General features: G+C 60.0%; 16 protein-coding genes and 3 pseudogenes. 15 read left to right on the top strand and 4 right to left on the bottom strand.

Annotated elements, in window-relative coordinates; genetic code table 11:
- Nucleotides 1-38: 38 nt before the first annotated feature.
- Both AWB75_RS33545 and AWB75_RS33540 read right to left on the bottom strand, forming a co-directional pair.
- Nucleotides 39-1,343, bottom strand: coding sequence for an MFS transporter (locus tag AWB75_RS33545; protein ID WP_407642195.1), 1,305 nt, complete (start codon nt 1,341-1,343; stop codon nt 39-41).
- A 248-nt stretch (nt 1,344-1,591) separates the two neighbouring features.
- Nucleotides 1,592-2,335: a GntR family transcriptional regulator gene (locus AWB75_RS33540; RefSeq protein ID WP_061128283.1), complete on the bottom strand. Its 744-nt coding sequence runs from the start codon at nt 2,333-2,335 to the stop codon at nt 1,592-1,594.
- A 139-nt stretch (nt 2,336-2,474) separates the two neighbouring features.
- Here AWB75_RS33540 and AWB75_RS33535 point away from each other — a divergent pair, with 139 nt between their 5' ends.
- The 14 genes and pseudogenes from AWB75_RS33535 (at nt 2,475) to dhaK (ending at nt 19,325) form a co-directional block, all read left to right on the top strand.
- Nucleotides 2,475-3,779: an MFS transporter gene (locus tag AWB75_RS33535; RefSeq protein WP_061128282.1), complete on the top strand. Its 1,305-nt coding sequence runs from the start codon at nt 2,475-2,477 to the stop codon at nt 3,777-3,779.
- Complete coding sequence (locus tag AWB75_RS33530; RefSeq protein WP_061128275.1) at nt 3,776-4,663, top strand: amidohydrolase family protein; 888 nt, start codon at nt 3,776-3,778, stop codon at nt 4,661-4,663. The genes AWB75_RS33535 and AWB75_RS33530 overlap by 4 nt, the downstream gene beginning before the upstream one ends.
- A 7-nt stretch (nt 4,664-4,670) precedes the next feature.
- A pseudogene (locus AWB75_RS33525) lies at nt 4,671-5,926 on the top strand (ATP citrate lyase citrate-binding domain-containing protein).
- Nucleotides 5,927-6,475: 549 nt separating this feature from the next.
- Nucleotides 6,476-10,111, top strand: coding sequence for an ATP-binding protein (locus AWB75_RS33520; protein WP_061128274.1), 3,636 nt, complete (start codon nt 6,476-6,478; stop codon nt 10,109-10,111).
- A gap of 56 nt (nt 10,112-10,167) precedes the next feature.
- Nucleotides 10,168-10,425: a nickel-binding protein gene (locus AWB75_RS33515; RefSeq protein WP_061128273.1), complete on the top strand. Its 258-nt coding sequence runs from the start codon at nt 10,168-10,170 to the stop codon at nt 10,423-10,425.
- 498 nt (nt 10,426-10,923) lie between these two features.
- On the top strand, nt 10,924-11,943 hold the full coding sequence (locus AWB75_RS33510) for a LacI family DNA-binding transcriptional regulator (protein WP_200823074.1): 1,020 nt from the start codon (nt 10,924-10,926) through the stop codon (nt 11,941-11,943).
- 113 nt (nt 11,944-12,056) lie between these two features.
- Nucleotides 12,057-13,388, top strand: a complete 1,332-nt coding sequence (locus AWB75_RS33505) for an ABC transporter substrate-binding protein (RefSeq protein WP_061128271.1) — start codon at nt 12,057-12,059, stop codon at nt 13,386-13,388.
- A 72-nt stretch (nt 13,389-13,460) separates the two neighbouring features.
- Entirely contained in the window at nt 13,461-14,417 is a 957-nt protein-coding gene (locus AWB75_RS33500) for a carbohydrate ABC transporter permease (protein WP_061128270.1), read from the top strand.
- Nucleotides 14,414-15,367: a carbohydrate ABC transporter permease gene (locus tag AWB75_RS33495; RefSeq protein WP_061128269.1), complete on the top strand. Its 954-nt coding sequence runs from the start codon at nt 14,414-14,416 to the stop codon at nt 15,365-15,367. The genes AWB75_RS33500 and AWB75_RS33495 overlap by 4 nt, the downstream gene beginning before the upstream one ends.
- Nucleotides 15,364-15,558, top strand: a complete 195-nt coding sequence (locus tag AWB75_RS33490) for a hypothetical protein (RefSeq protein ID WP_061128268.1) — start codon at nt 15,364-15,366, stop codon at nt 15,556-15,558. Before AWB75_RS33495 ends, AWB75_RS33490 begins: the two co-directional genes overlap by 4 nt.
- A gap of 3 nt (nt 15,559-15,561) precedes the next feature.
- Nucleotides 15,562-16,677, top strand: coding sequence for an ABC transporter ATP-binding protein (locus AWB75_RS33485; protein WP_061128267.1), 1,116 nt, complete (start codon nt 15,562-15,564; stop codon nt 16,675-16,677).
- On the top strand, nt 16,670-17,689 hold the full coding sequence (locus AWB75_RS33480) for an ABC transporter ATP-binding protein (RefSeq protein WP_061128266.1): 1,020 nt from the start codon (nt 16,670-16,672) through the stop codon (nt 17,687-17,689). Before AWB75_RS33485 ends, AWB75_RS33480 begins: the two co-directional genes overlap by 8 nt.
- Nucleotides 17,686-18,321: a dihydroxyacetone kinase subunit DhaL gene (gene dhaL / locus AWB75_RS33475; protein ID WP_061128265.1), complete on the top strand. Its 636-nt coding sequence runs from the start codon at nt 17,686-17,688 to the stop codon at nt 18,319-18,321. The genes AWB75_RS33480 and dhaL overlap by 4 nt, the downstream gene beginning before the upstream one ends.
- 14 nt (nt 18,322-18,335) lie before the next feature.
- The gene (gene dhaK, locus AWB75_RS33470; RefSeq protein ID WP_061128281.1) at nt 18,336-19,325 is read left to right on the top strand and encodes a dihydroxyacetone kinase subunit DhaK; all 990 of its coding nucleotides are present in this window, start codon (nt 18,336-18,338) and stop codon (nt 19,323-19,325) included.
- Nucleotides 19,326-19,448: 123 nt separating this feature from the next.
- On the opposite strand, the pseudogene AWB75_RS33465 reads toward dhaK, so the two are convergent.
- Both AWB75_RS33465 and AWB75_RS33460 read right to left on the bottom strand, forming a co-directional pair.
- Nucleotides 19,449-20,074: pseudogene (locus tag AWB75_RS33465) on the bottom strand (helix-turn-helix domain-containing protein); the annotation flags it as partial.
- A gap of 171 nt (nt 20,075-20,245) precedes the next feature.
- Nucleotides 20,246-20,452: pseudogene (locus tag AWB75_RS33460) on the bottom strand (transposase); the annotation flags it as partial.
- 195 nt (nt 20,453-20,647) lie between these two features.
- Between AWB75_RS33460 and AWB75_RS33455 the strand changes: the two are divergent.
- Nucleotides 20,648-21,115: an FCD domain-containing protein gene (locus AWB75_RS33455; RefSeq protein ID WP_235012373.1), complete on the top strand. Its 468-nt coding sequence runs from the start codon at nt 20,648-20,650 to the stop codon at nt 21,113-21,115.
- Nucleotides 21,116-21,412 lie beyond the last annotated feature (297 nt).

The following is a 21,412-nucleotide window of genomic DNA, read 5'->3' as shown; positions in this document are numbered from 1 at the left end:
GTGAGCGGGCGGACCTTCCTCATCGCTTTGGCAAAAGCTCACGGAGCGGTCGCCACGCCGACCGCCGCCTGCCCACGTGCGCCAACCGACCGCGCAATGGCCGTACCTATCGCAAGCACGAGGAGACACGCCGTGGGAACCAGCATCGGTGCCGCGTGGCTATGACTGACCTTGCCTACGTAGGGCATCAAATTTTGGCCGAAGAACCCGCCAAGGTTACCAATGCAGTTAATGGCGGCTACGCTTGCTGCCGCTCGAGCGCCGGAGAAAAAGCGCGGGGGGATTGACCAGAAGCACGGATACAGCAGCGGGATACATGCGCCGCCGAGGCACAGCGCGATGAAGCGGAGTGAAATAGTCGGCAAAACAAGGCTTGAGGCAAAACATACGACGCCGATGCCGGCTACTACCGTCATTGCTCGAAGTACCACACGCTCGCGCTTCAATTTGCCCGGCAACCAGAGCAGCAGGAGGGCTCCCAGTGCCCACGGAATCATGTTCAGAAGACCATTGACCGTCGGCGAGACGCCGTAGCTCTTTACCAGCGTCGGCATCCAGTAAGTAACGCCATAGAGCGAAGTTGACATCAACATGTACGTGACAGCAAACAACAGGACCTTAGGGTCGATGAAAGCAGCCCACGGATGCGATGCCTTTGCTTCCGCAGACGCCTCTCGCTGGAATGCGGCCTGAACCACGTCTTTTTCTGCCTGCGAGAGAAATGGCGCCACATTGACCGAGTTCGGAAGGTATTTCAACCCAACGAAAGCAATCAAGATGGCCGGAGCGCCTGTCGCGACAAACACCCACTGCCAGCCCTGAAGGCCCCACGTCCCACCGAGCGAAAGCAAGAGTCCGCCGACCAGGGACCCAAGCATGTTCGCCAGCGCGCTGCCGAGCGTGAAGAATCCGAGCACCCGTGTCCGGTAACTTGGCGGAAACCACTGGGTCAAGTAGTAAATGACGCCCGGATAGAAGCCCGCTTCGGCAACGCCGAGCGCAAACCGATAGAAATAGAACAGTGGAAGAGATTTGGTGAAGGCAAGCAAGACTGTGATGATGCCCCACGTAATCATGATCCGCGCCAGCCACGTGCGCGCGCCGAATCGGTGCAGCGCGAGCGTACTGGGTACCTCGAACAGCAGGTACCCAATGAAGAACAGAGATGCGCCAAAACCATAGGCGGCTTCCGTCATCCCGAGCGCCTGCACCATTTCGAGTTTGGCAAAGCCCACGTTCTGGCGGTCGATAAACGCAATAAGAAACATGACAATCAGCAGAGGCATCAGGCGCCAAGCCATCTTTCTCATCACATGCTGTTCAGAAATCGAAGTGGTATCCACAGTCGCTCCAAGGGAAATCGCCTAGAGGCCCCACCATCAGCGGGGCACGAGCCGAGACGCAAGATATAAACATATATATCTTTATATCTCTAAATGAAATCGGCGGACTATGGGGTGTTACCCGGACGACGTTAGGCGCGCCAGCTCGCTGGCCTCCCAGGGCTCAGGCGGTGGCGAAGTAGCTATTGGAATCGGGGCGCCGCGCTGGCGCGGAATGAGGCCGCGCGGCGTTTGAAAGGTACGGATGATTAGCGGATGTCGACCTGGTATTGAAAGCCGGTCGCGGCGCCACGCGTTGTTCGCCACTCAATCGGCGTTCCAGCAAAATCTAACGCGACCCGTTGCACGACAATAATCGGGCTTCCGACATTCACGCGGAGTGCGGCAGCGTCCTCGCTTGTGGCCTCCTCGACAGTAAGGGTCTCCTTCGCCGAGGCCACAATCTGCCGGCACGCACGCTCGTAAAGCGGATACATGAGGTCGCCGAATTCGTCCAGCGGCAGCGTAACCAACGCTCCAAAACGATGTCGCGGCAGCCAGATCTCTTCCCGGAGCACCGGCTCTGAGTCGATAAGACGAACCCGGGAGAGGCGAATGCTCGTCTCGCTCGCTTTCATTTGCAGCGCCGCGCGAATCGCTTCGCTCGGTTTCAGAACCTTGCGGTCCAAAATCTTTCCGGTCGGCTGCACTGGATCGCCGTCTGCTGATTTGAAGCGAAAGAAACGGAACAGGGAAGAGTCGAAGCGGGGCCGGCGAACAAACGTTCCTTTTCCTTGTGTGCGGGTTAAAACACCTTCCGCCACGAGTAAATCAATGGCTTTTCGGAGGGTGCCAATCGAGACTTCGTAGGCGGTACAGAGGTCGGACTCGGTCGGAATCGCCTGTCCAGGCGCCCATTGCCCCTCGGCAATTCGACGCACGATGTCGTCCCGGATGAGCTGATAGCGCGGCAGGCGCAGGTCCGCCTGGGCGGGTAACGAAACGCTGTTCATGGTCATATAGTTATCCACAACTCTATCTCTACTGTAGCACCGCAGCGGTTCGAGGGTTAATCCCCAGAGACAATCGCCCGAAAATCCCTACACTCTTCACATATAGTCATATACATGAATATATGAGTTGGAGACAGGAATGCTCGATTGGTACAAACGAGGCACCCGCGTAGAGCGAATGACGTTTTGGGGTTGCTTCGCCGGCTGGGGTCTGGACGCGCTCGACGTCCAGATGTTCACATTAGCGATTCCCGCTATCGTCGCGGCGTTTGGCATTGACCATACGCAAGCGGGGGCTATCAGCGCCGTGACCTTGGTTTCGTCGGCACTTGGCGGATGGCTCGCCGGGGCGCTTTCGGACCGGCTAGGACGGGTCCGCACACTCCAAATTACTATTCTTTGGTTTTCGGCGTTCACGTTCATTTGCGCCTTCGCTCAGACCTTTCCCCAATTGCTTGCGTTCAAGGCATTGCAAGGGTTCGGATTCGGTGGCGAATGGGCGGCCGGCGCCGTGCTGATGGCTGAAACCATCAGTCCTGAAAACCGCGGGAAGGCAATGGGCGCGGTGCAAAGCGCATGGGCGGTCGGCTGGGGCGCAGCAGTCCTTCTATACGCCGTGGCGTTCTCCTGGCTCCCGATGGCTACAGCGTGGCGCGTGATGTTCGGCGTCGGCCTGCTGCCTGCCATCCTCGTGCTTTACGTAAGGCGCAATTTGCGTGAGCCGGCGCGTTTCTCAACACCCGAGAAACAGACCCAAACGCCAATTCTCCTTCAAGTTGCTGAGGTTTTCCGGCCGCAAGTCCTGAAGACGACCCTCATTGGCATGCTTCTGGGCACAGGGGCGCATGGCGGCTACTACGCCATCATGACCTGGCTGCCTACTTTCCTGTCCAAGGAGCGGCACCTCTCGGTCCTGAACACTGGCGCATATTTGGCCGTGGTCATCATTGCGTTTTGGTGCGGGTGCATGGCGAGTGCCTACCTGCTTGATCGCATCGGGCGCCGGCGCAACATCGCACTATTTGCGCTCTGCTGCATCGTTACCGTTCTGTCGTACGTCATGCTGCCATTGAGCAATTTACAAATGCTCGTTCTAGGCTTCCCCCTCGGCTTCTTCTCAGCCGGGATTCCGGCAAGTCTCGGGGCGCTTTTCAACGAGCTCTACCCGGCTCAGATGCGCGGTACGGGCGTTGGTTTTTGCTACAACTTTGGTCGCATCGCGTCCGCGGGCTTTCCTGTATTGGTTGGCTACATGAGCCACTCGATGTCACTGGGCGCAGCTATTGGCATCGATGCGGGGGTCGCATATGGCATCGCGATGGTATCGGTGCTGCTCCTTCCGGAAACGCGCGGCAAGCGGTTGCGTCCGACCACTGCCGAGAAGTCAGCCATACCTACGAACGGCGCCGACCTAGCCCTTAAAAGCGCACGGAGTCAACGATGAGCGCAACACCCCTCAAACCTGCATCGATGCCTTCATTCGTTGACACGCACGCTCACGTTTTTCGTAGCAGCCTGCAACTGGCCCACAAGCGACGCTATACGCCTAATTACGACGCACAGCTGGAAAGCTACCTCGTGTTGCTGAAGCAGCACGGCTTTGGCTATGGCGTTCTCGTTCAACCTAGCTTTCTCGGTACCGACAACAGCCATCTGCTCGAAGCGCTCGCGAGCGAACCGTCGAAGCTGCGTGGCGTTGCGGTGGTGTCTCCTGACATCTCCGACGACGAACTCGCGCGATTTGCCAAAGGCGGCGTAACGGGCATTAGGCTCAATCTGATAGGTCAGCCACTTCCGGATTTGACGGCGGCTCCTTGGACCGTGCTCTGGCGTCGCCTGTTGGAGCTCGGCTGGCACGTTGAACTTCATCGGCAAGCGTGCGACCTGAGGCCACTCATCGAGCCACTGTTGGAAGCCGGCTTGCGAGTCGTCGTGGACCATTTCGGCAGGCCGGACCCCGACCAAGGGACGATCGACCCCGGCTTTCGAGACTTGCTCGGCTTCAGAGCCTCGGGCCGCGTATGGGTCAAGATTTCCGGTGCTTACCGCTGCGCCAACCCCGCTACCTCATTTATGCACGACGCGAGCGAAGAGTTGCTCGACGTCTTCGGGCCGCAACGCCTGATGTGGGGCAGTGACTGGCCGCACACTCAATTCGAAGATTCAACGGATTTCGGCCGAAGTGTCCGAAACCTGCAAGACCTTAACCTGACGGCGGAAGTCATTGACGCCATCCTGCGGTCGACGCCGCATGCCTTTTACGGCTTCAACAGCCAACACGCGCCGGTTGGCGCTCTGGCGACGGATTTGTTTTCCCGCACTCTATGAGGTAGCCATGCAAGTCACCGGTATGTTGCACGGAGCGAAGATGCTTCAGTTCGTCGGCTTTCCGACGCCAGAGATATTGGGCGCTGACGCCAGCGAAGAACAGATTCGCAACATGCTCATGAAGCACGGTATGATTTTTATCAAGCCGGTTTCAAAGGTGGCGTCGGCAAGAAAGGCAAAGCGGGCCTCATCGGGCGGGCGACTGACCTCACAACCGCTCTTGCAGAAAAGGAGCGCTTGTACTTCGTCGAGCATCGCGTGGGAAACGTCGTCTCCAAGGCCAATGGAGTGACATTCGAAGCCGGCGTGCCGGCTGAACACGAAGTGTTTTTCTCGACAATGACGCTCACCCACCACGGCGGTATGGACATCGAGGATGTTAGACAAGTCGCAGGTCGTGCAAATCCCGTTCGACCCATTGACGGGCCTTAAAGCGTTTGTTGTGGCCAACGCCTTGTCGACGCTCGGTGCGCCAAAGCAGCTCATTTCGCCATTGGTTCAGCAATTGCCCAAGCTGTGGGAGCTGTATCACGGTTTCGGCATGACGACGCTTGAACTCAATCCTATTCGGATGCGCGAAGACAGCAAAGGGCGCCTCACGCCCATAGCATGCGACTTCAAGTGGGGCTTCGACCGCGATGACCCGCGCTGGCAGCGCCTCAATCTCCCACCGCATCTGTTCGCCGTTGACTAGTCCGAGTTCGAGCAGGAAATCAACCAGCTTCGCACCTATCAAGGCCAGAGCGACGTCTACGTCCTCAATTCGAAGGGCAGCATTCTTGCCCTGACCTTCGGTGGTGGAGCGAACTCGCTCGTAACCCAGATGCTCGGTGACGATGCCATCATCTCCTCGGACTTCGGAGGCAACCCTCCGTGCGAGAAAATGAAAGAGGTGGCGCGCATCTGCTTCAAGCACTGGGTTCGTCAAAGCAACGTGCTGTTCATCATCGGCGGGAAGTCGAACAACACTGACATCCTCGAAACCTTCCGCGCGATGGCCGATGCGCTGCGAGGACACTTCGCACGCACGGCCCCGCACCCTTGTACGTCGTCGTTGGTCGTGGCGGTCCAAATCTTGTGCGTGGCATGGGTGCTTTGCGGGACACGCTGGATTCGCTTGGCTTGCCTTATATGTTCTTCGGATTCGATTCCGATATGAGCGAGGTCGTCCAGTATGCGAAGCAAATAGATGCCTGGATGAAAGCTGGAGGCCGGCGCCAGGTGGCCGCCTCGCTTGGAATCGAAACTAAACAGGCCGCGTAAGCGCCGGTCGACAGGGAACAAGTCATGTACAAGCAAGGTGTGAGTGGATTTAAGTATTTTGTAGGCGTTAATTCGTTATCCAAAGTTGCAACGCGGGAAGTAATCAGAGATTTTAGCGTTTCAAAGTAGAACTCCTATCTACTTGCCGCGTCTACAGAAGCAACCAGACGCGGGCCACTGATGGTTCGCGGTGGCTCGTCGATGAATCGAAGCGCCACTCGGCGGACTCGACCTGACCGAGTTCGGCCAGGATTGGTCGTTCAATCAAACTGCAGCGCAGACGCATAAGCGTCGGCTCGAATGCGACACCGGGACCTTCGCACCCGCGGGCAGAACGTTTACTTCTGAATTAAACCGTTCACGTAGTACTGGTGTATCAAACCTGAGATTCGACGTCTCACCCGGTCGCCGGCGCGAAAGTTATTCAGATGCTTAAAGAGTCCCATCGCCATGTGCTTGTCCAGACTTTCCCGAGGCCGCCGCCGTAGCACGTGACAAGGCGCACTGCCTCGCGGATGATGAAGCCGATTGGACTGCAGAGATTCAGCGATGACCGACGATCTGGCGACATGGTTGGCGCAGATTGGCCTCGGCGCTCATGCTGCGAAGTTCGTCGCGCAAGGGATCGACTGGGATGTGCTCGGGGATCTTTCCGAGTGCGACCTGAAGGAACTCGGCCTCACGCTCGGCGATCGCAAGCGGCTCGCAAAAGGGCTTGCGAGTCTGACGGACAGCCACGCGCATGGGCTCGGGCACGTGAGAGCGCGCGCCGGCTCATCCGGATCGGCGGAACGTAAGGCCATCGAGGCCGAGAGACGGCAGGTCACAGTGATGTTCGTCGATCTTATCGACTCGACAGCGCTCGCCGAACGCTTTGATCCCGAGGACCTGCGACGCCTTCTGGGCGGTTACCATCAAGCCTGTGCGCGCGCAATCGAAGCCCATGAAGGCCATATCGCGCTGTATATCGGCGATGGCCTGCTCGTCTATTTCGGCTACCCGAATGCGCACGAAGACGATGCCGTGCGCGCGGTGCTCGCCGCGCTCGCCGCCATAGCGGCGCTGCGCGAGGCGAACGATCGCATCGAGACCGAGTGTGGCGTTCGCCTGCGGGTGCGGATCGGAATCGAAGCGGGGCTCGTCGTCGCAGGTGCGGTGGGCGCTGGATCGTCGCTGGATCAGCAGGCGATCGTTGGAGAAGCGCCGATCATCGCCGCAAGGCTGCAGGCCATCGCTCCGCCCGATGCGATCGTCGTAGGGCCGACCGCGCAACACCTGATAGAAGGATCGTTCAAGCTCGAAGACCTGGGCTGCCGGGAATTGAAAGGGATCACTGAGCCGGTCCGGATCCAGCGCATTCTCGCACAGGCCGACGCAATCGATCGCTTCGAAATCAGGGCGGTCCACGGCATCACCCCGCTCGTCGGCCGGGCCGCAGAACTCGACATGATCCGGCAGCGCTGGAAGCAGGGCGTCGAAGGCGAAATGCGCTGCGTGCTGCTGACTGGCGAGCCGGGAATCGGAAAATCCCGCGTGCTTCGGGCGCTTTGCGACAGCATCAGTGACGAGTCTCATGCGATCGTCTCGCTTCATTGCTCTGCTTACTATCGCAACAGCCCTTTCTGGCCGGTGCTGCGCTGGCTGCAGCGCACCTTCGGCGTCGGCCTTGGTGTGGCGTATGGATCGGGCAATTCGGATAGTGAACGGCTCAAGGCAGGAATCGCGAGCCTGGGAGTCGATGCGGACGAGACACTTCTCGTTCTTGCGAACTTGCTGGGCATACCCGAAGCTACCTGGGATCCGGCCGTCGATACCTCTTCGCCTTCCTTCAAGCGCCGAACGCTGGACGTGCTCGTTTCCATTCTCGACGCGTCGGCGCGCGTTCAGCCGGTGCTCTTCGTTGTCGAAGATGCGCACTGGATCGACCCGTCATCATTAGAATTTGTTCGACTGGTGGTCGAACGGCTGATTTCCGCGAGACTTCTCGTCCTGCTCACGGCACGACCGGAGTTCGAATCGGGATGGACGTTCCCGCATTTCGTGCAGCTCAATCTCGACCGGCTGTCGCGCCGCGACTGCGTGGCGATGATTGAGCGGCTGACGGGCGGCAAGCGCTTTCCCGGGCTCGTGCTCGATGAGATCGTCTCCAAGACGGACGGCGTGCCGCTCTTCGTGGAAGAACTGACCAAGGCCGTTCTCCAGGGCGATCTGTTGCGGGATGCCGGAATGAGCTACGAGTTGAAAGGCGCGGCCCAGGCGATCGCGATTCCGGACACGCTGCAGGGCTCGCTGCTGTCGCGGCTCGACCGGCTCGATCCAGCCGTCAAGGAAACCGCGCAGGTTGCGGCCACAGTAGGACGGGAGTTCGACGCAAAGCTGCTGGGCCTGATCGCGTCTACGTCGGAGGACGAACTGCGGGAAGAACTCGATCGCCTCACCGCAGCCGAAATCATCGTTCCGGCTCCGGGCAAACGCGCCGACGACAATGCCTTTATGTTTCGACACGCATTGATCCAGGAGATCGCATATCAGTCGCTCCTGCTCGCGCGCCGGCGGCACTATCACGCGCGCATTGCCGCCGCTCTGGAGGAACATTATCCGGACATCGCCGAGCGGCAACCCGAAGTGATCGCCCAGAACTTCGCCGCAGGCGATATGCCAGAGCGCGCGATCGGCTACTGGCAGCGTGCCGGTGAGCGCGCGCTTGCGGGCGCGGCCTACGACGAGGCCATCGCCCATGCGCAGCGCGGACTCGAACTCGTCGAGCGATGCTCCTGCGGCGAGCCTGAGCGGGCGCCGCGCATCCTGCCACTGCTGCTCACAAGAGGCAGGGCAGAACTCCGGCTGGCACAACGCGAGGCGATTGCGACCTTCCGCGAAGCGGCTCGAATTGCCCGCGAACATAGGCTGACCTCGTATCTTGTGCAGGCAGCATTGGAGTTCGACACCGCCGAGACGTTCCTCGAAGGCTCCGGTAATGCATCGCTTGCGTTGCTGGGGGAGGCGCTCGCCGAGACCGGCGCCGAGGAATCGGTCGAGCGCTGCCGCCTGTTGAGTCGGCTCGTGCGCACCGTTCATATGACAGGCGCACGCCAACAAAGCAGCGAATTTGCACTGCAGGCCGTCGCGCTCGCCCGACGCCTGAACGATCTGCCGAGCCTTTTCGACGCATTGGCGTGCGAGCTGATGCATGTCGGTGCTCTACCGTTGTCTGCGGACAGCTTTTTGCAGCGCGCAAACGTGTTGCTGGAGCTGAGGCACATTGCGGAAACGCTGGGCGATGTGCACACCATCGGCCATGCATGCGCTCGATGTCTTGCCGGGTATCTGGAGATCGGCGAGGCGGACCAGTTCGAAAGCGCGCTGGAGCGGTATCGGGAAATTGCCGCCAGTGGGCAGCACTTCGTCGACAAGTGGTGCGTGACCGGGGCGCAGGCAATGCGGGCTATTCTTGTCGGTGATTTCGCCGAGGCGGAACGAAAGACGCGCGACTCGCTGCAGATGGCGCAGAGCGCCGATGCGAATCTCGCAACCGGCGTCTACGGCATGCAGATGTTCTCGATCCGCCGCGAACAGGGCCGGCTCGCCGAGGTAGCGCCGATCTTCAAGCGCTTTATCGACGACGCGCATTTCGAAGATGCGACGTGGCGGCCAGGGTTCATGTTGATATGCAGCGATCTCGGCTTTGAAGCGCAGGCACACGACAATCTCGATCGGCTTTCGGAAACGGCATACGGTGTCCCCATGGACAGCAAGCGGCTGGTCACGCTAGCTTATTTGGCGGAAGTGGCCGCACGGCTGCGGGATGTCGGGCATGCCGAACGGATCTACGCCCTTCTCCTGCCATTCCGCGACCAGGCCGTCACGGTTCCGGTCTTTACGCTTTGCTGCGGCTCGGCGGCCCGGTTTCTCGGCATGCTGGCCCACGCGCTCGGCGACTGGTCGAGCGCCGAACAGCACTTCGAATATGCGCTGCACATGGACGAACGCTTGCGTGCGTGGCCCTGGCTCGCTCATAGCAGGCACGAATACGCCCTCATGCTGACGGCGCGCAATCGTATCGAAGACAGGGCGCGAGCCCAAGACCTGCTTGCGCGCGCGGCAGCCGAAGCCAAGAAACTCGGAATGTTCGCCCTTGTCGAGCGTATTGGCGGGGCGCAGACCGGCGCGGGGATCAGAAACTAGCGCGAGATATCGCGCGGTTCGACGTGCGATGTGCTGTCTATATAGAGGAGGATGCCATGCCACGGTTCATGATCGAACGCAATTTTGCGGAACAACTTGAGGTGACGAGCGACAGCGCAGCCACTGTGAGGCGAATCAACGACGAGGAAGGCGTCGAGTGGCTCTTTTCGTTTCTCAGCGCGGACAAGAAAAAGACTTATTGCCTGTATGAGGCACCCAATGCCGAGGCCATCCGCGCCGCGGCACGCCGGGCAAATCTGCCGGCTGATGTGATCATCGAGGTAAGCGACTTGCGGCCGGAAATGTTCAGCTAGGTATCGCGGGACAGAGTCCGTTATCTCAGGGCTGAGGCGATGCAATGAAGGAATTGCTGACCACGCCTTCGGGCAGCGTTGTGATCAGCGATCGACGCGTTCACGACTGTGCGGCAGTACGTCAATCCGTTATGACGGTGAGAACTCTGCGCCATGTCGCCAGTTCCTGGCGGGGATGTTCACGACCGTTGCTCCTCGCTTACGGTCCGACGGGCGACGCCCCGCCGGGGAGCTCACGGCCCAATGCGACGACCGGCAAGCTTCGGCTCTAAAACAACCACGAAATAAGGATCACTAACGACATCTCCGTTCTGACTGTGGGAATCAGCGTGATTCTGACGCTGGGGAGACCACGCCGACATTAAGCACATAGAGAGAACTGGTATCTGCATGCTCGCAAGAATGACGCATTTAACGCGCGAAAAAAGCTTGCATTCTCCGTGCGGAAAACTATCTTGAGTTAATAAAACGATTTTCCGCCTGGCACCGGAGGAGACCATGCCAGCTACGCGTATGATGATTGCGCGCCGCGCCGGCGTGAGCGTGGCGACGGTTGATCGTGTGCTGCGCGACGACCAAGGGGTTCGCCCCGAAACGGCCGAACGTGTACATCTCGCGCTGGCCACGCTGCGTGACGAACGCGCAAGCCGCGGCCGGCCCGCGAAAACTACGTCGTTCCGGGTCGCTTTCGTCTTACCGCAAATCAATTCCCGCTTTCTCGATCAAGTCGAACGTGATATCGCGCTGTCCGCCAGTTTCTTTCGCGAGCATCGTCTCGTCTCGTCGTTTTATCGTTGCGACCTGTCCAGCCAGCGCGACGCAACATCGCTCGCCGTGCAACTGATCGACTACGACGCGCTCGTACTCGTGCCGCTCGATTACCCGTGGGTCGAGCGGATGATTCAGGACATGACCGATGCGAATGTGCCCGTCGTCACGGTCTTTTCGGATTTGCCGTCGAGTGCGCGGGCTGCGTATGTTGGCGTGGATAACCGGATTGCTGGAAGAACGGCGGCACTGCTGATGGGACGCTTCGTGGGCTCGCGCATCGGCACGGTCGCCGTGCTGTCGGCGTCGTCGCGTCTGCACTATCAGCTTGAGCGTCGGACGGGTTTCTCGCAGGTGCTCGAGGAAGACTTTCGCAACCTGCGCTGGCTCACCGAGCCCGATTTCGCTGAAGACAATGACAGCGCCGGTCTTGCTGTGCAAGGGCTGATGGCGGGGCACCCCGATCTCGTCGGCGTGTATGTGACGGGTGGTGGCATTTCCGGCATCGCGTCGACGTTGCAGGAATCGGGCGACAAGACGCGCGTGGTATTGATCGGCCACGAGTGCACGGCCGACACGCGGGCGCAACTGTCGGAGCGGGCGATCGACGTCATCCTCGATCAGGATGTGCGCGGGATCGTCCATTGGGCGGGGCTCGCCGCCATCAATTTTCTGAACGACGTGCGCGGCGTGCTCGCCATTCCGACGCCCGAAACCCGTATTTATCTTCGTGAGAATGCGCATGCCTGATGCTCGCGACACGCGGACAGTTCGCTGAGTCCGCCAGAGCTCAAATACAGCGTCCGGCGCATGGGCGCTGTCTTTCATCAGTTTGAGACCCGACAGAGACAAGGAGAAGACAAATGTTACGTCTTACGTCATCAAGGGTAATCGCGGCGCTCCTGGCGTCGCTGGGACTGAGCTTCGGATCGGCGGCGCACGCGCAGGGCAAGCAGTTGACGTTATGTTGGGCCGCATGGGACCCTGCCAATGCGCTCGTCGAATTGTCGAAAGACTTTACGGCGAAAACCGGCATTGCGATGAAATTCGAGTTTGTACCGTGGACGAGCTACGCGGACCGCTTCCTCAATGAACTCAATTCGCACGGAAAGCTGTGCGATCTCATCATCGGAGATAGTCAGTGGATTGGCGGTGCCGCGGTCAATGGGCACTATGTGAAGCTCAATGATTTCTTCGACAAGAACAAAATCTCGATGAACGACTTCGTGCCGGCGACCGTCGTCGGCTACGCGGAGTGGCCAAAGAACACGCCGAATTACTGGGCGCTGCCCGCGATGGCGGACGCGGTGGGCTGGACGTACCGCAAAGACTGGTTTGCAAGGCCCGAGCTGCGCGCGGAGTTCAAGCAGAAGTACAAGCGCGAACTCGAGCCGCCCACGACGATGGATGAACTCAAGCAAACAGCTGAGTTCTTCCAGGGACGAAAGATCGACGGTAAAACCGTGTATGGCGTGTATATCTTCACGGAGCGCGGCTCGGAAGGGATCACAATGGGCGTGACCAACATGCTCTATAACTTCGGCTTCGAATACCAGGACCCGAAGAAGCCGTATCACCTGGACGGCTTCGTGAATTCACCGGGCGCCATCAAGGGGCTCGAATTCTATAAGGCGCTTTACAAGTGTTGCACGGCGCCCGGCATGACGAACGCCTACATGCAGGAAGGACTCGATGCGTTCAAGTCCGGCCAGGTCGCGATGCAGATGAACTGGTTTGCCTTCTTCCCAGGACTGTACAAGGACCCGAATGTCGGCGGCGACAAGATCGGCTTCTTCGTCAATCCAAAGGAAACGAGCCAGTTCACGCAACTCGGAGGCCAAGGCATTTCCGTCGTGTCGTACTCGGATCACAAGGCAGACGCGCTCGAATACATCAAGTGGTTTGCTCAAGCCGATGTGCAGAAGAAGTGGTGGCAACTCGGCGGCTACTCCGCGGCGAAGTCGGTGGTGGACGCGCCGGATTTTCCGAAGAGCGCGCCATTTGCGCCTGCATTCCTGAAGTCGATGTCAATAGTCAAAGACTTCTGGGCCGAGCCTACCTATGCCGAGTTGTTGCTCGACATGCAAAAGCGCGTACACGACTATGTGGTTGCCGATAAAGGCACTGCGAAAGAAGCGCTCGATCTGCTCGTCAAGGACTGGAACAAAGTCTTCAAGGCCGAAGGGAAGAACTAGCGTCACCGCACATGAACGCGCGGGCCGGCGAGCCTACCGGTCTTGTCGGTCCGCGACAACAAGGAGTCAGGCATGTTGACAAACAAGCCTTTTCCTCCGGAAGAATTGCAGACGAAAGCGCGGACGCGCGCTGCCGCGCGCCTGCGCGGACTGTCCGACCGAATTATCGCGTGGCTGTTCATTCTTCCGACTATCGTGCTGTTGCTCGCGATCAACATCTTTCCGTTGATCTGGGCATTGCGGCTGTCGTTCACGAACTTCAAGTCGAACATGCCGAGCGTGCCCGCGCGCAATGTCGGCATCGACAATTACACGGACATACTGACCGACGAAGACATCTGGTACGCGATGCAGGTGACGGCGCGCTTCGTGTTCTGGTCGGTCGGGCTCGAAGTGCTGCTCGGCTTCGGGCTGGCACTGCTCATCAACCGGCAGTTTCGCGGCCATAGCTTCTGGACCACGCTGATCCTCCTGCCGATGATGCTTTCGCCCGCTGTTGTCGGCAACTTCTGGACCTTTCTGCTGCAACCGCAGACGGGTCTTTTCAACGACATCGTCGGCTTTTTCACCGGCATCGCGCCGAACTCGTTCCAGATGATTGGCGACGTGCCTCTCGCACCGTGGACCATCGTCATGGTCGATACATGGATGTGGACACCCTACGTGATGCTGATCTGCCTTGCGGGATTGCGTTCCATTCCGGACTACATCTATGAAGCGGCCGAAGTCGATCGCGCTTCGCCGTGGCGGCAGTTCTGGTCGATCACGCTGCCGATGACGCTGCCGTTCCTGATGCTCGCGATCCTGTTTCGCGGGATCGAGAACTTCAAGATGTTCGACATGGTGAACCTGCTGACGTCGGGCGGGCCGGGCTCCGTGACGGAAACCGTGTCGATCACGCTCAAGCGCGCAGCGTTCGAGAAGTGGAAGACGGGTTACTCGTCCGCGCTCGCGATCATTCTGTTCGTCGTCGTGTTCGGTGCGGCGAACATCTATGTGAAGGCGCTCAACCGGGTGAAACAGCGATGACAGACCTTGCCCTTCAACAGTCCGTGGTGGCGGCATCGCCGCGCAGCAAGACGTTTGCCGCTGTCGTTGTGATCACGTATGCGCTGATTGCGACGCTGCCGATCGTCTGGATCATCCTGACGAGCTTCAAGACGCAGGAGGATGCCATCGCGTATCCGCCCGTCGTCGTGTTTCACCCTTCGATGGAAGGTTACGTGAATCTCTTCACGATCCGCTCGCGGCAGACGCCGGAGTTCATCGCGAGCTTGCCGCCCGCGCAGACCTGGTACGACCGCGATGTGCGAAAGCGCAATATGGTGATTGCAGGGCCATCGAAAGTCCTGCCGCGTTTCGTCAATTCGCTCGTGATCGGGTTCGGCTCGACCTTTCTTGCGGTGTTTCTCGGCACGCTTGCTGCCTATGCGTTTTCGCGCTTCAAGGTGCCGCTCGCCGATGATCTGCTGTTCTTCATTCTGTCCACGCGGATGATGCCCCCCATCGCCGTCGCGATTCCCATCTATCTGATGTATCGCGCGCTCGGCCTGGCCGACAGCTACCTCGGCATGATTGTGCTCTACACGGCCGTGAACGTCTCGCTGGCGGTGTGGCTGCTCAAAGGATTCATCGACGAAATCCCCCGCGAATATGAGGAAGCCGCCCTCGTCGACGGATACACGCGGTTGCAGGCCTTCATGAAGGTCGTGCTGCCCCAGGCGATGACGGGCATTGCGGCGACGGCCATTTTCTGTCTGATCTTTGCATGGAACGAGTATGCGTTCGCATTGCTGCTGACGAGCGGCGACGCACAGACGATGCCGCCGTTCATTCCGTTCATCATCGGCGAGGGCGGGCAGGACTGGCCAGCGGTCGCGGCCGCGACGACGCTGTTCGTGCTGCCCATCCTGATCTTTACCGTTGTGCTGCGCAAGCATCTGTTGCGCGGGATCACCTTTGGCGCGGTTCGCAAATGAAAGCCCAACCCACGATCCCGCGCCGCCGCCTGCTGCGCAGGCGCTACTGTGAGGGCGCATCGACCGTGCTGATCGGCCTCGGCATTGCGATGCTCGTCCAGCCATTCACGGTCGATCTCTATACCTGGTCGTTCCTCGTGATTCTAGTGGGTGCGCTGGCATTCGTCGTGACCAGTCACTTCCCGGAGTGAGCCATGTCGACGATCGTTCTCTCCAACCTTCATAAGCGCTTCGGCGACTTCACTGCCGTGCACGATACGAATCTCACCGTGGGCAACGGCCGCTTTGTGGTGCTGCTCGGACCGTCCGGTTGCGGCAAGACGACGACGTTGCGCATGATCGCCGGGCTCGAACTGCCGACCTCTGGCCAGATTCTGATCGACGGCGAAGATGTGACGGGATTGCGTGCGCGTCAACGCGACATTGCGTTTGTGTTCCAGATGTTCGCGCTCTATCCGCATATGACGGTGCGTAACAACATCGCTTTTCCACTGAAGAACGAGGGCATTTCGCGCTGCGAGATTGCGGCGCGCGTCGATGCGGCCGCGCATATGCTGCGCATCGAAAGTCTGCTGGACCGAAAGACAGGCGGGCTCTCGGGCGGCGATCGTCAACGAGTCGCCCTGGGCCGCGCCATTGTCCGCCACCCGAAGGCTTTTCTGATGGACGAGCCGCTCGGCACGCTCGATGCGGATTTCCGCGAACTGATGTGCCTTGAGTTGCGCAAGCTGCATAACGCGCTCAGCGCAACGACGGTCTACGTCACGCACGACCAACGCGAAGCGATGGCCATGGCCGATGACATCGTCGTGATGAGCGGCGGCGAGGTGCTGCAATCCGCGTCCCCGCATGAGGTCTACCACTTTCCAGCGACCGTGTTTGTCGGCAGCTTTATCGGCAGCCCGCCGATGAATTTTCTGGCCGTGGACGGCGGCGTCGAAGCGGGCGCCGAATCGGTCTCGCTGGGCGGCGTATCCGTGTCCGTGCCGCGCACGGCTACGTCCGCGGCGAAAGCGCTGCTGGGCGTACGGCCAGAGCATGTCGTGATCGACGAGCGCAGTGCGTTGCGTGGACGCGTGATTGCGGACGAGTATCTCGGCTCGCATCAGATTCTCGTCGTCGAAACGGCACTCGGCGTGGTGCGCGTGCGGGTCGGTAAGGACGAAGGACAGGGGGCGGGGTCGCAGGTCGGGATGTCGTTTCGCAAGGCGTGCACGCTGCTCTACGACGCATCGAGCGGCAAGCTGCTGCCCGGCGCTGCGCGGCAGATGGCCGTCAATGGAAGCGGCAACGGAGGCGCTTATGTCTGAAATTCGCTTGCATGGGGTGACGAAGCGATTCGGCGATATCGTCGCGGTGGATGATGTGTCGATCGAGGTGAAGGAGGGCGAGTTCGTCGTGTTGCTCGGTCCGAGCGGCGCGGGCAAAACCACCACGTTGCGGCTCATCGCAGGTCTCGAACGGCCCGACGATGGCGAGATATTCATCGACGGTGCCGCCGCGACCGACATGCATCCGGCGGACCGCGACGTCGCCTTCATCTTTCAGCAGTATTCGCTGTATCCGCATCTGACGGTGTTTGGCAACCTGGCGTTTCCACTGCGCTCCCCGCGGCGGCGCGTGAGCGAGGCGGAAGTCACCGCGCGCGTGCAGGCGGTCGCGCAGATGCTGCATATCGAGTCGAAACTCGGCAATCTGGCGACGCGTCTGTCGGGAGGCGAGATGCAGCGCGTGGCCATCGGACGCGCGCTCGTGCGTCAGCCCACGGTGTTTCTGATGGATGAGCCGCTGTCGTCGCTCGACGCGAAGTTGCGCGAGGAGCTGCGGATCGAACTGAAGCGGCTGCATCGCACGATCGGCGCGACGATCATCTACGTGACGCACGATCAGGTCGAAGCGACCACGCTTGCGGACCGCATCGGCATACTCGAACAGGGGCGCATCGTGCAGATGGGCGCGCCGCGCGACGTGTATGGCAATCCGGCTTCGCTAGGCGCTGCGCAACGGCTCGGCTCACCGCCCATCAACGTGCTGCCGCCCGTGCTGTTCGATCCCGCCACGATGCCGCCAGGCACCTCGACGGTCGCGATCCGTCCTGAAGACATTGTGCTGCACGCGCCGGATACGCGCGACGTGCTGGATCTTCGCGTGCTCGAATATTCTCCGCTGCGGCATCTGCTGATCATGGAGCGCGACGGCACCGCCATCGTCGCGACAACGATGACCGAGCGCAATTTCACGCCGGGGCAAACAGTCGGTGTGTCGCTGCCTCCGCGCAGCCTTCTCTATTTCCGCTCCGACGGCAGGAGGATTCCGGCATGAATGGGAAAACGGTCATGGCGTGCATTGAGGCCGCGCATGCGACGCTAAAGGAACACACGGACGAGATCGCAGCGCTCGATCAGCAGATTGGCGACGGGGATCATATCTTCAACCTGTTGCGCGGCATCGATGCGCTGTTTGCGATGCGCGCCGGTATCGAGGCCGAGGCGTTTGCGCCCGCGCTGGACCAGGCCGCCTCCAAATTGCTGTCGACGGTGGGCGGTTCGTCGGGGCCGCTGTTCTTTTCGTTGCTCCATGGCATGGCAAAGGCCGCGCAGAACGCGGACACAATGAGCGTGCTGGACGCGGCGCGAATCTTCGCCGCGGGTGTCGATGCCGTTGCCCAGCGTGGCAAAGCCGGCATCGGCAGCAAGACGATGATGGACGTGCTCATCCCTGTCGCGTCGCGCTTCATGGAACTGGCCGAGAGCAGTGCGGCGCCCGAAGCCGTGCTCGATGCGCTGCCGCTGAGGGCTGAAGAGGGCATGCTCGCGACGCGCGACATGCTCGCAACCAAGGGGCGCGCGTCGTTTCTCGGCGAGCGTGCGCGCGGGCACATCGATCCCGGCGCACGGTCGAGCCAGTTGATGATCGGTGCGGTATGCGCGCGGCTCGCGCAAGACAGAAAGTGAAAGGAGCGCAGGCCATGAAAAAATTTATTAACCATGTCGACGACTTTCTGACTGAGAGCCTTGCCGGATTCGCCGCCGCGCATGGCGATCTCGTCGTGCTCAATCACGAACCTGTGTTCGTGCGGCGCAAGACGCTGAAGCCAGGCAAGGTTGCGCTCGTCTCGGGCGGCGGCTCGGGACACGAGCCCTTGCATAGCGGCTTCGTCGGGTACGGAATGCTGGACGCCGCGTGCCCTGGCCAGGTATTCACTTCGCCGACGCCCGATCAGATGATGGCAGCCGCCAAGGCCGTCGATACGGGCGCGGGAACGCTCTTCGTCGTGAAGAACTATTCTGGCGATCTGATGAACTTCGAAATGGCGTCCGAGATGTCGGAGTTGCCGAATGCGATGGTGCTGATCAACGACGATGTCGCGGTCGAAAACTCCAGTTACACGACGGGCCGGCGCGGCGTGGCGGGTGCCGTGATCGTCGAGAAACTGGTGGGCAGTCTCGCCGAGACCGGCGCCGATCTCGAACAATGCAAGGCGTTCGGCGACCGGATCAACAAGCATACGGCGTCGATGGGCGTCGCGTTTTCGAGTTGCACGGTGCCCGCAGCGGGCACGCTGACGTTCAAGATCGGCGACGATGAAATCGAGGTCGGCGTGGGCATTCATGGCGAGCCAGGGCGGCGGCGAACGCGCTTTGCCGCCGCCGATGCGATAGCGGCAGAGCTGCTGACGGCGATCGTCGCCGATCTGAAACCGGGTAACGGTTCGGAGCTGCTGGTCTTGATCAATGGGCTGGGCGGCACGCCGCTCGGGGAACTGTATCTGTTGTTCAATTCCACACGCTCGTGGCTGCACCAGCGCGGTCTCGCCATCGCGCGCGTGCAGGTCGGATCGCTCACGACGTCGCTGGAAATGGCCGGCGCGTCGATCACCTTGTGCGTGCTGGACGACGAAATGAAGCGGCATTGGGACAGCCCTGTGCATACGCCATCGCTCAGGTGGGGAATGTAACTCAGGCTGCGGACGGGACCGAGGGAGAGGAGAGCGCTGCGCGGTTCGGGTAGGGCGAGTTGTGCGCGTAAACCGATCCATTAAAACAAAGGTAGTTATCTCAATAGCCCTGTTCTCTCGCTGCATGAACCGTCGCTGTACGGCCTCTGCGAAGAACTCACCGCCTCGATCGGTCTGATCGCACTGAATAGGAAACGGCATTTCCCTGACGACGCGGTCAAGGAAAAGCAGCGTTTTTGGGCGTTTCTTCGCGAATAGACAGCCAGTACACGAAAACGTGAACAGTCATCTATCGCTGTGTACTGGTAGACGCCTCGTGCGACTTTCATCGTGTCCATCTGAACGCGGTCGCCCGGAACCGGACGGCTATAGCGCTTTGGTGTCTCCGGTCGTCGATAGCGCACCAATGGCTTCACAGACGCTTCGCACAGGATCTTGTGGATCGTCGCCAGGGACAGTTCTCGTTGCTCGTTTAGCCGCAGATCACTTTGAATTCGACGAGCGCCTTTGCGCTCGCCACGCAACCTGAGAATCGTCGCTCGATCAGCCTCAGATAGCTTCCGATTCGGACTTGTGTGAGGTCGACGGCTTTGAGATCGGAGCCCTTCTTCGCCCGCGTCTGAATAGCGACGCAGCCACTTCCGAAGTGTCGGAACAGAGATGCCGCATCGGGCGCACACGAGACCCGCATTATCCGTCTCATGATACATGCGTGCCCGCCGTAATCGAGCAGAAATGTCGCGGTCCATCGCTTCATTCCAGTTGTTGATTCACGTTCACTGACTGCGTCGGAAACAGCCCTCGATTGTGCCCGGCACGGGTGCTGTTGCTCAGATAACTTAGGAGCCCATCGAATAGTTTTGTTGGTTCCTGATAGCGCTGGTCGCCATCGATGAGAAGGTAGAGCCTTAGAGACGGATTCAAAAAGGCTGCTCCGTCTGTCTGAAGATGTTCCAGCAGACGAGGGAGCAACCGAGTTTGAGAAATGCTTCGTGAATGCCCGCGCGATGTTCGAAGCGAATACGAAGACGACGGAAGTTGTGAAGCCACGCATGAGTACGTTCGACAACCCATCGGAATTTGCCCAGACCACTCCCGCGCTATGTCCGGCGCTTGGCGATCACCGGGCCGTCCCGGATACTTCTTGCGCCGTGGTTTTGGCATCGGCAGCAATGGCTCGATCAGTGCCCACTCGGACTCGAGCGCCTCTCGGTGCGGGTCGTATTTGGCGCGTTGTTCGTCTACTAGTGGTTCAAGTTTGCAAATCAATCCGATACTGCGCTTTCTCGACGCGCCGCAGCAGCACGAGCGATATCAGGACGATGACGACCGTGATCGCGGCGAACGGCTGGACCAAGTTGGTCTTGGTGCGGCAGGATTACGAATTGCGCACGCTGCTGGAACCTGCCGCGGTGCGGGCCAGTGCCCCGACGCTGCCGCGCGAGAAGCTCGAAGCGGCGCTGCGCGATATCGAACGCGCCATCGACGATCCGGGCTCTATTCATGCCGCGGCACTGCATCACCTCGAAACCACGCTACACGATACGTTTCTCGCGGGCGCATCGAACCGCAAACTGCTCGCGACGATCAGCCATGCGCACATGCCGCTGATCGTCAATCACGCCTTCTATGATGCGTTTCGCTTGCATCCCGAAATGGGCACGCTAACTGAGCACCGAACGGTCATTGAGCTGTTGCTGCAAGGAAAGTTCGACGCAGCGTCCGAAGCGCTTGCGGCGGCGGCTTCATCTCGAACCAGGCCTAAACTAGAGCGGTTCGCGGCCAGCTAGCGGCCGGTAGTCGCCGATGGCAAGCGTCGCGCGCCTTCAGTAACAAACGCGTTTTAGCAAGGAAACGGATCGCCACTCGCAGTGGCTCACATCTTAGCGGAGATGCTTCCCATGATTGCGCGGTACAGGCCCGACGTCCGCTTAGTCCCGACGGTGTCGAGCAGGTCCGATCACGAACTTAAGCTAACCGGTAGCTACGGTCTTTCGGAACTACAAAGGATGTCACGGCTAAATTGAAATGTCCGATGGCTGGCTCGTTAGAAATGTCCGGTTTTTCGGTTCAATCCCTTCATGCTT

The organism is Caballeronia catudaia (genome assembly GCF_001544755.2).
Classification (GTDB): domain Bacteria; phylum Pseudomonadota; class Gammaproteobacteria; order Burkholderiales; family Burkholderiaceae; genus Caballeronia; species Caballeronia catudaia.
This window is presented reverse-complemented; position numbering and strand designations above follow the sequence as displayed.